Source organism: Herbaspirillum sp. SJZ107, assembly GCF_006715485.1.
In the GTDB taxonomy this organism is placed as follows: domain Bacteria; phylum Pseudomonadota; class Gammaproteobacteria; order Burkholderiales; family Burkholderiaceae_D; genus Telluria.
In genome coordinates this window covers 2,125,985-2,139,891 of record NZ_VFNH01000001.1, presented here as the reverse complement: position 1 = coordinate 2,139,891, position 13,907 = coordinate 2,125,985, and the positions used below count along the sequence as shown (strand labels likewise).

Annotated in this window: 13 protein-coding genes; 4 read left to right on the top strand and 9 right to left on the bottom strand. The window is 67.1% G+C overall.

The features are described from left to right. Positions 1-76 precede the first annotated feature (76 nt). On the top strand, positions 77-742 hold the full coding sequence (locus FBX97_RS30375) for a TonB family protein (RefSeq protein WP_185748523.1): 666 nt from the start codon (positions 77-79) through the stop codon (positions 740-742). Positions 743-749: 7 nt separating this feature from the next. Beyond that, positions 750-1,421: a TonB family protein gene (locus FBX97_RS30370; protein ID WP_185748522.1), complete on the top strand. Its 672-nt coding sequence runs from the start codon at positions 750-752 to the stop codon at positions 1,419-1,421. 8 nt (positions 1,422-1,429) lie between these two features. Here the strand turns inward: FBX97_RS30370 and FBX97_RS09340 are convergent, their stop codons facing one another. The 9 genes from FBX97_RS09340 to FBX97_RS09300 are packed head-to-tail and all read right to left on the bottom strand — an operon-like array spanning position 1,430 to position 11,384. Continuing rightward, positions 1,430-2,605 (bottom strand): Gfo/Idh/MocA family protein, encoded by a 1,176-nt coding sequence (locus FBX97_RS09340; RefSeq protein ID WP_255517373.1) that lies wholly within the window; start codon positions 2,603-2,605, stop codon positions 1,430-1,432. Then, positions 2,602-3,657 carry a sugar phosphate isomerase/epimerase gene (locus FBX97_RS09335; protein ID WP_141830588.1) on the bottom strand — a complete coding sequence of 352 codons (1,056 nt, stop codon included), beginning with the start codon at positions 3,655-3,657 and terminating at the stop codon, positions 2,602-2,604. Before FBX97_RS09335 ends, FBX97_RS09340 begins: the two co-directional genes overlap by 4 nt. Before the next feature lie 24 nt (positions 3,658-3,681). Next, positions 3,682-4,650 (bottom strand): substrate-binding domain-containing protein, encoded by a 969-nt coding sequence (locus FBX97_RS09330; RefSeq protein WP_141830586.1) that lies wholly within the window; start codon positions 4,648-4,650, stop codon positions 3,682-3,684. A 35-nt stretch (positions 4,651-4,685) separates the two neighbouring features. Next, positions 4,686-5,708, bottom strand: a complete 1,023-nt coding sequence (locus FBX97_RS09325) for an ABC transporter permease (RefSeq protein ID WP_141830585.1) — start codon at positions 5,706-5,708, stop codon at positions 4,686-4,688. Beyond that, positions 5,677-7,176, bottom strand: coding sequence for a sugar ABC transporter ATP-binding protein (locus FBX97_RS09320; RefSeq protein ID WP_141830583.1), 1,500 nt, complete (start codon positions 7,174-7,176; stop codon positions 5,677-5,679). Before FBX97_RS09320 ends, FBX97_RS09325 begins: the two co-directional genes overlap by 32 nt. Before the next feature lie 3 nt (positions 7,177-7,179). Then, positions 7,180-8,046, bottom strand: a complete 867-nt coding sequence (locus FBX97_RS09315; RefSeq protein ID WP_141830581.1) for a sugar phosphate isomerase/epimerase — start codon at positions 8,044-8,046, stop codon at positions 7,180-7,182. A 35-nt stretch (positions 8,047-8,081) separates the two neighbouring features. Next, positions 8,082-9,821 (bottom strand): GMC oxidoreductase, encoded by a 1,740-nt coding sequence (locus tag FBX97_RS09310; RefSeq protein WP_141830580.1) that lies wholly within the window; start codon positions 9,819-9,821, stop codon positions 8,082-8,084. 24 nt (positions 9,822-9,845) lie between these two features. Then, complete coding sequence (locus FBX97_RS09305) at positions 9,846-10,460, bottom strand: gluconate 2-dehydrogenase subunit 3 family protein (RefSeq protein WP_141830578.1); 615 nt, start codon at positions 10,458-10,460, stop codon at positions 9,846-9,848. Between the two features lie 42 nt (positions 10,461-10,502). Then, complete coding sequence (locus tag FBX97_RS09300) at positions 10,503-11,384, bottom strand: AraC family transcriptional regulator (protein ID WP_141830576.1); 882 nt, start codon at positions 11,382-11,384, stop codon at positions 10,503-10,505. 208 nt (positions 11,385-11,592) lie between these two features. Here FBX97_RS09300 and FBX97_RS09295 point away from each other — a divergent pair, with 208 nt between their 5' ends. Further along, the gene (locus FBX97_RS09295) at positions 11,593-12,426 is read left to right on the top strand and encodes a DUF1080 domain-containing protein (protein ID WP_141830575.1); all 834 of its coding nucleotides are present in this window, start codon (positions 11,593-11,595) and stop codon (positions 12,424-12,426) included. Positions 12,427-12,534: 108 nt separating this feature from the next. Next, a complete protein-coding gene (locus tag FBX97_RS09290; protein ID WP_141830573.1) occupies positions 12,535-13,905 on the top strand; it encodes a serine hydrolase in 1,371 nt (456 codons plus the stop codon). Positions 13,906-13,907: the final 2 nt, after the last annotated feature.

The window sequence follows — 13,907 nt, the reverse complement described above, 5'->3', positions numbered from 1 at the left end:
GGAAAGCGGAAAACGGCTGGCTTTACAACCGGCGCGGAATTGCCTACAGTTCAGTATTATTTATACAAGGTCAATCATGGCGCTGCGTTCCCGGCATTCCCTGTCCGCACTGGCCCTCTTGTGCTGGGCGCTCGCCTGGCCCGGCACGGCTGCCGCCGATCTCGGGGAACTGACCGGTTGCAGCAAGCCGGCATACCCGCGCCTGGCACTGAAGCGCGGGGAGGACGGCATCAGCCTGCTTGGCTTCCTGGTGCGTGCGGACGGCACGCCGGTACGTTCCATCGTGGTCGATTCCAGCGGTTTCGAGGCGCTGGACGAGGCGACGGCGGACGCGCTGATGAAATGCCGGTGGAAGCCGCGGGCCGGCAGCGACGGGCCGGCCGAACGATGGGTGATGATTGCGTATTGGTGGGTCGTCGAAGGGACGCCGAACTTCGCCTTTGCCAAGAACCAGGCCGCGGTGGCAGCCAGGAAGGGCGACATCGCTGCGCGCTACCGCATCAGCCGCCTGCTCGAGGCAGAGCCGAAGAACGACCAGGATCGGCGCGACAGCCTGACCCTGCTGGGCAGCGCGGCGGAACTCGGCTCCGCGCCGGCACAGTTCGCGCTGGGCCGCCGTTACGAGAAGGGCGACGGCGTGACCTCGGATATCGAGGCAGCCCTGCGCTGGTACCGCAAGGCTGCCGACCAGGGCGACGTGTTCGCCATCCAGCGCCTGGAGACAGGCCGTCTCGAAGACTGAAAGCGCCATGACCATCCATTCTTTCTCCCTGCGTTCGCTGTGCGCCGCCGTCCTCGCGGCTGCGGCGCTGCTTTCCACTGCGGCCGCTGCCGCCGACATCCAGCAGGCGACCGGTTGCCGCAAGCCACGCTACCCGGAGGAGGCCATGCAGCGCTGGGAAGCCGGCATCAGCGTCGTCGCCGTTCTGGTGCGGGCCGATGGCACGCCGCTGCGCTCGGTCGTGGCCGACTCCAGCGGTTTCGAGCCGCTGGACCGGGCGGTCCTGGAGATGGTGATGAAGTGCAGATGGACAGCGCTGGCCGGCGGCGACGGGACCGGGGAACGGTGGTGGCGCTACATGTTTATCTGGCGCATCGACGGCGACAATGAACTGCTCGGCGCGAAGAAGACGGCGGCGATTGCCGCCAGCAAGGGCGACGTCGCCGCGCGCTACCGCCTCAGCCGCCTGCTCGAAGCGGTGCCGAAGGACGAACGGGACCGGCGCAACAGCGTGACCATGCTGCGCAGCGCCGCGGAGCTCGGCTATGCGCCGGCACAGTACGGCCTCGGTCTGCATTACGAGCGGGGCGATGGCATGGCGGCGGACATCGAGGCAGCCCTGCGCTGGTACCGCAAGGCTGCCGACCAGGGCGACGTGTTCGCCATCCAGCGCCTGGAGAAAGGCTTCCTGCCGGAGTGAGCCTGTCTTCAGGCCGAATCCGGCATGTCGAGCGTTACCCAGCGCGACCCGTCCCGGTGGCTGGCCAGCACCGCATCGATGAACCGCATCCCGCCCACCCCGTCCTCCACCGTCGGCAGCCAGGCGCTCGAGGCCGGCACCGGCAGCCCGGCGTCGAGCGCGTGGATCTGCGCTGCCGCGTCGCGGTAGAGCTGGGCGAAGGCTTCCAGGTAACCCTCCGGGTGTCCGTTCGGGATACGCGTCGCCGCTTCCGCCGCCGCCCCGCTCACGCGCCCGCGCGTGAGGCGCTGCGCGCAGCCGCCCTGCGGTGTCAGCCACAGTTCGTTCGGATGCTCCTGGTCGAAGGCCAGGCTGGCCTCCGTGCCGAACACGCGCAACTTCAGCGCATTCTCGCAGCCGGTCGCCATCTGGCTCGCCCACAGCGTGCCGCGCGCGCCGTTCGGGTAGCGCAGCATCACCTGCAGGTGGTCGTCCAGCGTGCGGTTCGGCGTAAAGGCATGCAGCTCGGCCAGCAGCGCGCTCGGCTGCAGGCCGCTGACGAAGCCGGCGATGTGCCAGGCGTGGGTGCCGATGTCGCCGGTACAGCCGGTCGGCCCGGCGCGGCGCGGGTCGTTGTGCCAGTTGGCGGCCTGGAAGGCGGGGTCCTGCTTGTCAGATTCTGCCATCCAGTCCTGCGCATACTCGACGTGCACCATGCGCACCTCGCCGATGGCGCCGGATGCCACCAGCTCGCGCGCATGGCGCACCATCGGGTAGCCGGTGTAGGTGTGGGTGAGGGCGAACACCCGCTTGCGTGCGTGCGCCAGCGCGGCCAGCGCCAGGCCTTCTTCGAGCGACACACCCAGCGGCTTGTCGCAAATGACGTGGATGCCGGCCTCGAGGAAGGCCGTGGCCACCGGCGCGTGCAAGTGGTTCGGGGTGACGATGGCGACAGCGTCGATGCCGTCCTCGCGCGCCGCTTCCGCTTGCGCCATCTCGCGGTAGTCGGCATAGCAGCGCGCCGGGTCGAGCCGGATCGCGGCGCCGGACTGGCGCGAACGCTCGGCATCGCCGGACAGGGCGCCGGCCACTACTTCGTAGCAATCGTCCAGGCGCGCCGCGATGCGGTGCACGGCGCCGATGAAGGCGCCCTGGCCGCCGCCGACCATGCCCAGGCGCAGCCTGCGTGGAATCGTGTCGCTCATGGCGCAATCCCCATCAAGGTGCGCAGCTGGGCGCGGTCGGCGCCGCTGCCGGCGAAGTCGTCGAAGGCGCGTTCGGCCACGCGGATGATGTGGCGGCGGATGAAATCGGCGCCTTCGCGCGCGCCGTCTTCCGGGTGCTTGAGACAGCACTCCCATTCGAGCACCGCCCAGCCGGCATAGTCGTACTGGGCCATTTTGGAGAAGATCGCCTTGAAGTCGATCTGGCCGTCGCCCAGCGAACGGAAACGCCCGGCGCGGTCGACCCAGTTGCCGTAGCCGCCGTACACGCCCTGGCGGCCATCCGGGCGGAATTCAGCATCCTTCACATGGAAAGCCTTGATGCGCGTGTGGTAGATGTCGATGAAGGCGAGGTAATCCAGCTGCTGCAGCACGAAGTGGCTCGGGTCGTACAGGATGCTGGCGCGCGGGTGGTTGCCGACCGCCTCCAGGAAGCGCTCGAAGGTGACGCCGTCGTGCAGGTCTTCGCCCGGATGCAGTTCGTAGCACAGGTCGACGCCGGCATCTTCAAACGCGTCCAGGATCGGCCGCCAGCGCCGTGCCAGTTCGCCGAAGGCTTCCTCGACCAGGCCGGCCGGGCGCTGCGGCCACGGGTACAGGTAGGGCCAGGCCAGGGCGCCGGAAAAGCTGGCGTGGGCGTTCAACCCCAGGCGGCGCGAGGCGCGCGCCGCCAGCTTCAGCTGGCTCGTGGCCCAGGCCTGGCGCGCCTGCGGATTGGCGCGTACCTGCGCCGGCGCGAAGCCGTCGAACAGCGCGTCGTAGGCCGGGTGCACCGCCACCAGCTGGCCCTGCAGGTGGGTCGACAGTTCGGTGAGGGCGATGCCGTGGCTGGCCAGCATGCCTGTGATGTCGTCGCAGTAGGTCTGGCTGTCGGCCGCCAGTTCAAGGTCGAACAGGCGCTTGTCGGTCGGCAGCTGGATGCCCTCGTAGCCGAGGCCGGCGGCCCAGCCGGCCAGGTTGTCGAGGGTATCGAAGGGCGCTTCCGCGCCCATGAACTGGGCCAGGAAGATCGCCGGCCCCTTGATGGTCTTCATGCGGATCCTTTTATCGTTTTTATATCAGTACGGCGATTCCGGGAAGTAGAACTGGCGGGCGTTGTCGCGCGTGATCAGTACCGACGGAATGATGGTGCGCGCAGGCAGCGCCTCGCCCTTGAGGCGGGCGTTGGCGGTCATCTTGATGGCGTCGTAGATGAACTTGGGCGAGTAAGACACGTCGGCCTGCACCAGCTTGTCGCCGTCCATCACCTTTTTCACTGCGAACTTGGCGCCGGCGCCGCCGAACACTTCCTTGACGTCGGTGCGCTTGGCCTGCTCGATCGCCTTCAGCACGCCGATCGCCATGTCGTCGTCGGCGGCCCACACCGCGTCGATGGCCTTGAAGCGGGTCAGGTAATCCTGGGTGACCTTGAAGGCATCGTCGCGGTTCCAGTTGCCATACTTGGCGTCGAGCACCTTGATGCCCGGGTACTTCTTGATCTCGGCATTGAAGGCATTGACGCGCTCGTTGTCGATGGTGCTCGGCATGCCGCGCAGGACCACGATGTTGCCCTTGCCGTTCAGGCGCTTGGCCAGGTACTCGGCCGGCAGGCGGCCGAAGGCGGCGTTGTCGCCGGCCACGTAGGCATTCTGCGCGGCGGCGTTGGTCAGCCCGCGGTCGACCACGGTCACGTACACGCCCTTGTTCTTCACCTGCGACACCGGCTGGGTGAGCGAGCTCGATTCCAGCGGCAGGATCACCAGCGCATTCATCTTGTTCACCACCAGCAGGTCCTGCACCTGGTTGGCCTGTTCGGGCGTGCTGGCCGCCGTCTTGACGATCACCTTGAGGCCGGGATTGGCGGCTTCCAGTTCCTTCTTGGCCTGGTTGGCCCACCAGACGATGCCGCCGGTGAAGCCGTGGGTGGCGGTGGGGATGGCGACGCCGAGGGTGACGTTGGCGGGCGCCGCGGCGTGGCTGGTGGTCAGGCCGGCCGCCAGCGCGCAGGCGAGGGCGATCCGGGTGAGTGGGGTGTTAGAGAAGCGCATACGGTTTCCTTGTTCAATAATCGAGCGGTGATGCGTTAGCGGCGGCCGCGCTGGAGGTAAGCCACGGCAATGATCACCACGCCCTGCACCGCGGGATTCAGGTGCACGCTGATGATGCTGGTGAGGTTGAGGATGTTGCCGATCACGGACAGCAGGATCGCGCCGACCACGGTGCCCATGACGCGGCCGGAACCGCCGCGCAGCGAGGTCCCGCCGACCACGACGGCGGCGATGGCTTCGAGTTCCCACAGGATGCCGGTGGTCGGCGTGGCCGAGCCCAGGCGCGGCACGTAGAGGATGGTGGCGATCGCCACGCACACGCCCAGCAGCAGGTAAGTCAGCACCTTGGCGCGGTCGACCCGGATCGCGGCGTAGCGCGCCACCTGTTCGTTCGAGCCGATCGCCTGCACGTGCTGGCCGTAGGCGGTGCGGTTCAGGATCACGGTGCCGCCGACCGCCACCAGCGCGAATACCCACACCGGGATCGGCACCCCGAGCACGCTCTGGTAGTACACCGGGCTGTAGGCTTCGGCCAGGTTGAAGTCGAGGGTGAGGGCGCCGCCGTCGGACAGCCAGGTCAGCACCGCGCGGAAGATGCCGAGCGAGCCGAGGGTGACGATGAAGGCTTCGATGCGCCCGCGCGTGATCAGGAGGCCGTGGGCGATGCCGAACACGGCCCCGCAGGCGAGTGCCAGCGCAATGCCTGCGCAGATGACGGTCGCCGCACCGGGTGCGCCGGCGCCAGCCACCAGGGCGTTCATCGCCACGATCATGGCGCCGGCGATCAGTGCCGCCATCGAGCCGACCGACAGGTCGATGCCGCCGGAGACGATCACGAAGGTCATGCCGACCGCGATGATGCCGATGAAGGCGGTGCGGGTCAGCACGTTCATCAGGTTGTCGACCGTGGCGAAGTCCGGGTTCAGAAAGGCGCCGGCGATGCACAGCAGGACCAGCGCGATCAGCGGTCCGGCCGCTTTCAGGTGGGACAGGCCCGGCAGCGCGGCTGCGGGCTTGGTGGATGGCTCAGTGCTTCGTGTATTGGGTGTCGGTTGCATGGGCGATCAGGTTTTCTTCGGTGAGTTGGCCGGCTTCGAGCACGGCCTGCAGGCGGCCGCCGTGCAGCACGGCCACGCGGTGGGACAGGCCGATCAGTTCGATGAGTTCGGACGAGATGACGACGACGGCGCGTCCCTCGGCCGCCAGGCGGTGGATCAATGCGTAAATGTCGCGCTTGGCGCCGACGTCGACGCCGCGGGTCGGCTCGTCCAGCACGATCACGCCCGGGTCCGGACGCAGGTACTTGGCCAGCGCCAGCTTCTGCTGGTTGCCGCCGGACAGCGAGCGCGCTGCGCAGTTGGGGTCGCGCAGGCGGATGCCGAAATCGTCGATCGCCTGGCGCAGCGCGCGCTCGCCGGCTTTCAGATCCAGCCATGGCCGCGCATCGCGCTCGAGCGTCATCATGGTCAGGTTGTCGCGCAGGCCGAGGTCCAGGTGCAGGCCCTTGCCCTTGCGGTCTTCGCTCAAGTACGTCAAACCGTGGCGCATGGCGTCGCGCGGGCTGCGGATCTCGGCCGGCCGGCCGTCGATCTCGATGCGGCCGCGGCTGCGCGGGCGCAGGCCGAGGATGGCTTCGAAGGCTTCGGTGCGGCCGGCGCCGACCAGGCCGGCAAAGCCGAGCACTTCGCCGGCGCGCACTTCGAAGCCGAGGTCCCCGATCCAGCCCGGTACCTGCAAGCCCTCGACGCGCAGCCGCACCGGCGCGTCGGGCGCGACCGGCGTCTTCGGCTGGAACATGCTGGACAGCTCGCGCCCGACCATCAGGTTGGCCATCTGGTGGCGGTCGACGTCGGCGGTGGCGGCACGCGCCACGAACTTCCCGTCGCGCATCACCACCACCTCGTCGGTGTGCGCTTCCATCTCGTCGAGCTTGTGGGAGATGTAGACGATGGTGACGCCCTGGCCCTTCAGGCGCGCCATCAGTTCGAACAGCTTGCGGGTTTCGCCGGGCGACAGGCTGGCGGTCGGCTCGTCCATGATCAGGACCCTGGCCTGGCGCGACAGCGCCTTGGCGATTTCGACCAGCTGCTTCTCGGCGACGATCAGCTCGGACACGCGGGTGTCCGGGTCGCGCTCGAGTCCGACCTGTTGCAGACAGTTCGCCGCCTCGCGCGCCATGGCGCGCCGGTCGAGCAGCCCCCCGCGGGTTTTCTCATGGCCGAGGAAGATGTTCTGGGCGATGGTCAGGTGCTCGGCCAGGTTGAATTCCTGGTGGATCAGGGCGATGCCGAGCTGCTCGGCCTCGCGCGCATTGGCGAAGCGACGCTCGACGCCGTCGACGACAAGCTGGCCGCCGCTGGGGCGCTCGTAGCCGGCCAGAATCTTCATCAGGGTCGACTTGCCGGCGCCGTTCTCGCCGAGCAGGCCGACCACGCGGCCCGGCTCGAGCGCGAAATCGACGCCGTGCAGGACGCGGACCGGGCCGAAGTCCTTGACGATGTGCTGGAAGCGGATGGATAGGCTCATGCTTTATTGCTTCGGCAACTTCGCCAACACTCCCTGCAGCCCCTTCATCGACGCCGCCACCGTCTCCAGCTGCCCCATCCCGTTCGGATACTCCTCCTGCTCGATGATGATCCACTCGGTCCCGCCGACCGCGCGCACGGCCCGGGTCAGCCCGGCCCAATCGGTCTTGTCCTGGCCGATGACCGGCGTGCCGCCGGTCGCGCCCTCCACGAACTTGGCCTTGTAGTGGGTGGTGATGGTGCGGCCCGGGTAGCGCTTGACGTAGGCCACCGGGTCCTTGCCGGCAAAAGTGGTCCAGCCCACGTCCTGCTGCATGATCGATGCTTGCGGCGTGTTCTTGGCGATCACGTCCCAAGGCGTGCTGCCGACCGTGCCGGCCATTTCCTGGGCGTGGTTGTGGTAGCCGATGCGCATGCCCTTGGCGGCCAGCTTGCCCGACAGCGCGGTCAGTTCCTGGCTCATCTGGGCGCTCTGTTCGGTGCTGGCGCCACGCTGGTCCATCGAGATCACCAGGTTGGTGCAGCCGAGGGTACGGTAAAAGGCGGTGGTGGCCTCGAAGCGTTCGGGCACGAGGGCGTCGAAATGCATGTGGGCGCCGGCGCACTGCAGGCGGTTCCTGTCCATGAAGGCTTTCAGGCCGGCCGGGTTGTCCTTGTAGGGACCGAACTCGCCGGCGAACTCCACGCCCTGGAAGCCGAGCTGGGCGATCTTGGTGAGGGTGCCCTCGAAATCCTGCTTGATCTCGTCCTTCACCGACCACAGTTGCACGCCGATGCGTTGGGTCGGCTGGGCCGCCGCGGCATGCGCGGACAGCGTGGCCGCGCCGGCGCCGATCAGGATCGCCAGCAAGGTCTTGGTAAATGGTTTCATGTCGTCTCGGTATATGAATGTGGCTGATCGGCGTATCAGATCGTCCCGGCCTTCATCTGGTCGACCGCATAGGCGCAGGCGCGCGCGGTCAGGGCCATGAAGGTCAGCGACGGGTTTTGCCAGGCGCCGGACGCCATCGAGGCGCCGTCGGTGACGAACAGGTTGGGCACGTCGTGGGCCTGGTTCCAGCCGTTCAGCACCGACGTTTTCGGGTCGCGGCCCATGCGTGCGGTGCCCATCTCGTGGATCGCCAGCCCCGGCGGATACTCGGTCTCGGTCGCCATCCTGGTCTTGACGTCCTTCAGGCCCAGGTATTCGAGGATGTTGCCGGCGCTGTCCGCCATGTCCTTGCGCATCTTGCGGTCGTTGTCGCCGTGGGTGACGTCGACGTGCAGCAGCGGCATGCCCCATTTGTCCTTCCTGGTCGGATGCAGGCTGATGCTGTTCTCGTAGCGCGGCAGCATTTCGCCCTGGCCGCCGAGGCTGAAGCGCCATGGGCCGGGCTTGCGGATCATCGCCTTGTAGTCCTTGCCGAAGCCGGGTTTCCAGGCCGCCGATTGCCAGCCCTCGCGTGCCGCGCCCCCGGCCAGCGCATAGCCGCGCACGAAGTCCGGGTGCTTGTCGACCACGTTGCGGAAGCGCGGGATGTAGGTCCCGGTCGGCCTGCGGCCCTGGTAGTAATGGTCGTCGAAGCCCTCGACGCGGCCGTCGGCGCCGGCCGACCACAGGTGGTCGGTCAGGTAGTGCCCGAGCGCGCCCGAGGAATTGGCCAGGCCGTTGGGGAATGCTTCGGACGTCGAGTTCAGCAGCACCGCGGTGGACCCCAGCGTCGAGGCGCACAGGATCACCACGCGCGCATGGTACTCGCGCGTCTCCATCGTTTCGGCGTCGATCACGCGCACGCCGGTGGCGCGGTTGGTCTTCGGGTCGTACAGCACGCTGTGCACGATGCTGTCGGTGGCGATACGCAGGCGCCCGGTCTTCAGCGCCGCCGGCAGCGTCGAGCTCTGGGTCGAGAAATAGGCGCCGAACGAGCAGCCGCGATGGCACTGGCTGCGCGCCTGGCACGGCGCCCGGCCCTGGGCCAGATGCTGTTCGCCGGCGGTGTTCAGGTTGGCGGTACGGCCGATGATCATGCGCGCCGGCGCATACTTGGCGTCGAATTTCTGCTTCAGCGCCGCTTCCACCGCGTTGAATTCGAAGGGCTTCAGGAATTCGCCATCCGGCAGCACCGCCAGGCCGTCGCGGTTGCCGCTGATGCCGACGTGGCGTTCGACGTGGCTGTACCAGGGCGCCAGGTCGGCGTAGCGGATCGGCCAGTCGACGCCGTGGCCGTCCTTCAGGTTGGCCTCGAAATCGAGGTCGCTCCAGCGGTAGGACTGGCGCGCCCACATCAGCGACTTGCCGCCCAGCTGGTTGCCGCGGATCCAGCTGAAAGGGCGGCCGTCCGGGGTGGAGTAGGACATGTCGCGGTCGTTGTTGAAGAACTGCTTGGTGTGCTCGTCGAAGGCGTAGCACTGGCGCTGGATCGAGAACTGTTCCTCGGCGACCTTGGCGTCGACCTTGCCGCGGTTCGGCATGGTCCAGGGGTCGCGGTTCTCGCCGATGTAGTCGACGCCGTGTTCGACCGGGCGGCCGCGCTCGACCATCAGGGTCTTGAGGCCGCGCTCGGTGAGTTCCTTGGCGGCCCAGCCGCCGGTGATGCCGGAGCCGACGACGATGGCGTCGAAGCGCTCCGGGGTGCTTTTGATGTAGAACGATGCGGGGGCATTCATGTGCGTTCCTTCAGGTGGCCAAGGCTAGATGGCCCATGCGTGGGTCGAGGGGCTGACCTTGACGTCGCCCTTGAAGCCGCCCGGGACGGGCAGGTAGGCCAGTTCCTGCGAGGCGCCGGCTTCCGAGGTGTAGTAGGCAAAGGCGACATAGCCTTTCAGCTGGCGGAAAAAGCCCTGGTCCGCCGGCCCGAACGGCGCGCTGCCGGCGTCCAGCGCCTGCAGCAGCGCGACCTGGCGTGCCGGCGGCAGCGCGATGAAGGGCTTGCCGCCGCTCGCGCGGGCCGCGGCGTCAATGCGCGCCAGCCCGGCCTTGCAGGCCGCTTGCGCCGGTGCTTCGGCACACACCGCCAGCAGGTGGTCGACCGTGCGGTGGGCGCCGACGTCGAGCGCACCGGGGGTGTCGGTACGCGGGATCACCAGGTCGGCAAGCACGCCGGTGAGCTGCAGCTCGGCCGGGCTCAGGAACTCGGGGGCGGCGGGTTTGCCGGCAGCGGGGGCGGCCGCCAGCGCATCGGCCAGCAGGCCCAGGTCGCCCAGGCCGGCCAGGCCGCACAGCGCGCCGATGCGCATCAGGGCGGTGCGGCGTGCATGGTCGGGCTGCGCCGGACCATGGCCGGCGCGATCTCGATTCTGTTGCATGCTTCTCTCTCCAAAGAAGACAACGGGAGCCGGCCGCGACGTCTAGCGCGCACGTGCCAGCGACATCAGGTACTGTTTGGGCGTGATTCCCACCACGCTGCGGAACTGCTTGGTGAAATAACTCTGGCCGCCGAAGCCGGTATCCAGCGCCACCCGCGCGATGCTGCCGGCGGTCGGCAGCAGGCGGCAGGCTTCGTGCACCTTCAGGTGCAGGATGTACTGCTTGGGCGTCAGCGAAAAATGTTGCTTGAAGCGGCGTTCGAAGGTCGACAGCGACATGCACGACAGCCGCGCCAGGTGCTCGATCGCGATGTTCTCGGTCAGGTGCGCCTGCAGGTACTCGATGCAGGCCTTGAATTCGTGGAAGGGCGCGATGGTGTCCTGCGAGCGCCGCGCATCGCGCGAAAAGCCCTCGATGCCGACGATCTCGCCCTGGCAATTGCGCAGCGGCGCCTTGGTCGTGAACAGCCAGGTCAGGACGCCGTTGCCGCCGTCGATCACTTCCAGCTTGTTGTGGACCGTGACGCCGGTCTCGATCACCGCCAGGTCGTCGGCGCGGATGCGGTCGGCGATGTCGCGCCGGAAGAAATCGTGGTCGGTGCGGCCGATGATGTCCTTGACGTCGGCCAGCGCGTGCTGTTCCTGCAGCAGGCGGTTGCCCCAGACGAACTGGCCGTCGCGGTTCTTGGCGAAATAATAGGTGTCGGACAAGGTGTCGAACAGGGCGCTCGGGGTCGAGATGCCGTGCTCGGTGTAGAAATCGGCGCAGGCCTGGTGCGCCGGCGCCGGCGTGGCGCGCAGCGGCGCATCTGCCCGCGGCGGCCGGACCGGGCGCGGCGGCCGCGGACGCTGCTGGTCGCTGCGGCGTTCGTTGTCCGGACCATGGGCGACGACCATGCCCCTGCCGATCACGATTGTGCTCATGCTGCGGTCTCCTGCTTTATAAGTACAACTATTTATGTGGCGATATTAGCACCAGGAAAACATCCTAAGTGTTAAAAATTCGGAAAAATTTATAACGAAATCGGCAAGCTGGGGCTGGATGGTAGCGCTCACAAATCCTGCATGCTAGATTGCATGCGCTCACGCAGATGGGCCAGCCGACCATTCACCCCCGACAAGGAGACACCCCATGAACCGCTTCCGCCGCCGTTGCCACGCCACCCTGCTGGGCGCCGTCCTGGCCCTGCACCTGCCCCTGCAAGCTGCCGAGCCGGGCTGGACCCAGCTCTTCAACGGCAAGGACCTGAGCGGCTGGCGCACCTGGATCAGCATGCAGCCGACGTCGGACAACATGAAGGCGCCGACCTCGGTGCGTGGCCTCGACCAGGACCCCAAGAAGGTGTTCTCGGTGGTCGACGGCATGCTGCGTGTGTCGGGCGAAGAGTGGGGCGCGGTGTCGACGCTGGGTGAGTACGAGAACTTCCACCTCAAGTTCGAGTTCAAGTGGGGCACCAAAAAATGGTTCCCGCGCCTGGAGGCGCCGCGCGACAGCGGCCTGCTGTACTACGCGGTGGGTCCCGAGGGCGCCCAGAGCGGCCACTGGATGCGCAGCCACGAATTCCAGCTGCAGGAAGGCGATTGCGCCGACTATCACAGCCTGGACGGGGTGACGGTCGATGCCCACGTCGGCGACGCCAACCAGGGCGACTGGAAGTTCTACCGCTACGACCCGGCGCTGCCGCTGCGCACCGGTCTCGCCGCGCGCATCCTCAAGCGCGGCAATTACGAAAAACCGTCGGGCGAGTGGAACACCATGGAAGTCATTGCCGACGGCAAGACCCTGATCCACATCGTCAACGGCCATGAAGTGCTGCGGGTCGAGAACTCGCGCCAGCGCGTGGACGGCAAGGTGGTGCCGCTTGCGCGCGGCAAGTTCTCGATCCAGTCCGAGGGTGCGGAAGCCTATTACCGGAACATTCAGGTCAGGCCGCTGAGCGGGCCGGCGGCTGCCGAGAAGTTTTGAGCATCCACGGGGGGCCGATGGCTTGCCGCGGCAGCGTGACAATCCGAGCATTTTCGGCTGGCGATGGCTTCTATAATAAGCGGTCATCGCCATCACTCAAGCACCCGCATGCCGCCTCGCACTCTCGTTCTCCTCGCCGCGATCATCTGCACCGGCGCCTTCGCCGATCCGCTTGACAATGCCGTGCTGCAGGAAATGAAGCGCGAGCATATTCCCGGCGTGAGTGTCGTCGTCGTGCAGAACGGCAGGATCGTCAAGGAAAAAGGCTATGGCCTGGCCAACGTCGAACTCAGTGTGCCGGTCACGCCCGAGACGACATTTCAATCCGGCTCGATCGGGAAGATGTTCACGGCGGCGCTGGTCATGCTGCTGGTCGAGGATGGCAAGCTCAAGCTCGACGATCCCATCTCGCGGCACCTGGCCAATACGCCCAAGGCCTGGGAAGGGATCACGATCCGCCACTTGCTGACCCACACCTCCGGCCTGGGCGATCCTTATGAAGTGCTGGACTTCCGCAAGGATTACTCGGACGAAGAACTGGTCGCGCTGGAGGCCGGCATACCGGTGCTGTTCGCGCCGGGCGAGCGCTGGGCCTACAGCAATATGGGCTATCACTTGCTGGGCTTCATCTGCAACAAGGCAGGCGGTGCTTTCTACGGCGACCAGCTGCACGAGCGCATCTTCAAGCCGCTCGGCATGGGCACCCGCATCATCAGCGAAAGCGACATCGTGCCGCACCGTGCCGCAGGCTATGAATGGGTGAAAGGGCAGCTGAAAAACCAGTCGTGGGTCTCGCCCAAGCTCAATACCACGGCCGACGGCAGCCTGTATCTGACAGCGCATGACCTGGCGCTGTGGGACATGGCCCTGGACCGCAAAACGATCCTTACCGAAAAAATCCGCACCGCCAGCTGGACCCCGGTCACGCTCAACGACGGCAGCACTGCCCCTTACGGCTACGGCTGGGAGCTGAAGCCGGTCAACGGTCACCGCACCATTTCGCATGGCGGCGCCTGGCAGGGGTTCAGGACGGCGATCGAGCGCTATGTCGACGATAGACTGACCGTCATCGTGCTGGCAAACAGCGCCGCGGCGCGCCCCGCCAAGCTGGCCAACCTGGTGGCCAGGCATTACGTGCCTGCCCTCGAGATTCCCCTTGCAAAAGCGATTCCCGACGGCGAGCCCGACGTTGCCGCAACGCTGCGTGCAGCCGTCGGCCAGATGGCGAAAGGCAGCGTGCCCTCCGGCGTGCTCAGCGACAAGGCGGCGGCGGTCTTTTCGCCGCAACGGGTGCTGTCCCTGAGCGAGCGTATGGCCGACCTGGGCACCTTGCGGTCGGTCGAGCTGCTCGAGCGCAAAGCCGATGGCGACCAGCGGGTCTATCTCTACCGTTTCATCTATCCCGACGAGCGGCTGCTGATCGGGGTCACGTTCGACCAGGCCGGCAAAATCGACAAGCTGTCATTCCGGCCTGAGTAACT

What these genes read in the sequence shown, in the direction of transcription:
- FBX97_RS30375 (WP_185748523.1), top strand. Translation starts at nt 77, where the DNA reads ATGGCGCTGCGTTCCCGGCATTCCCTGTCCGCACTGGCCCTCTTGTGC.
- FBX97_RS30370 (WP_185748522.1), top strand. Translation starts at nt 750, where the DNA reads ATGACCATCCATTCTTTCTCCCTGCGTTCGCTGTGCGCCGCCGTCCTC.
- FBX97_RS09340 (WP_255517373.1), bottom strand. Translation starts at nt 2,605, where the DNA reads ATGAGCGACACGATTCCACGCAGGCTGCGCCTGGGCATGGTCGGCGGC.
- FBX97_RS09335 (WP_141830588.1), bottom strand. Translation starts at nt 3,657, where the DNA reads ATGAAGACCATCAAGGGGCCGGCGATCTTCCTGGCCCAGTTCATGGGC.
- FBX97_RS09330 (WP_141830586.1), bottom strand. Translation starts at nt 4,650, where the DNA reads ATGCGCTTCTCTAACACCCCACTCACCCGGATCGCCCTCGCCTGCGCG.
- FBX97_RS09325 (WP_141830585.1), bottom strand. Translation starts at nt 5,708, where the DNA reads ATGCAACCGACACCCAATACACGAAGCACTGAGCCATCCACCAAGCCC.
- FBX97_RS09320 (WP_141830583.1), bottom strand. Translation starts at nt 7,176, where the DNA reads ATGAGCCTATCCATCCGCTTCCAGCACATCGTCAAGGACTTCGGCCCG.
- FBX97_RS09315 (WP_141830581.1), bottom strand. Translation starts at nt 8,046, where the DNA reads ATGAAACCATTTACCAAGACCTTGCTGGCGATCCTGATCGGCGCCGGC.
- FBX97_RS09310 (WP_141830580.1), bottom strand. Translation starts at nt 9,821, where the DNA reads ATGAATGCCCCCGCATCGTTCTACATCAAAAGCACCCCGGAGCGCTTC.
- FBX97_RS09305 (WP_141830578.1), bottom strand. Translation starts at nt 10,460, where the DNA reads ATGCAACAGAATCGAGATCGCGCCGGCCATGGTCCGGCGCAGCCCGAC.
- FBX97_RS09300 (WP_141830576.1), bottom strand. Translation starts at nt 11,384, where the DNA reads ATGAGCACAATCGTGATCGGCAGGGGCATGGTCGTCGCCCATGGTCCG.
- FBX97_RS09295 (WP_141830575.1), top strand. Translation starts at nt 11,593, where the DNA reads ATGAACCGCTTCCGCCGCCGTTGCCACGCCACCCTGCTGGGCGCCGTC.
- FBX97_RS09290 (WP_141830573.1), top strand. Translation starts at nt 12,535, where the DNA reads ATGCCGCCTCGCACTCTCGTTCTCCTCGCCGCGATCATCTGCACCGGC.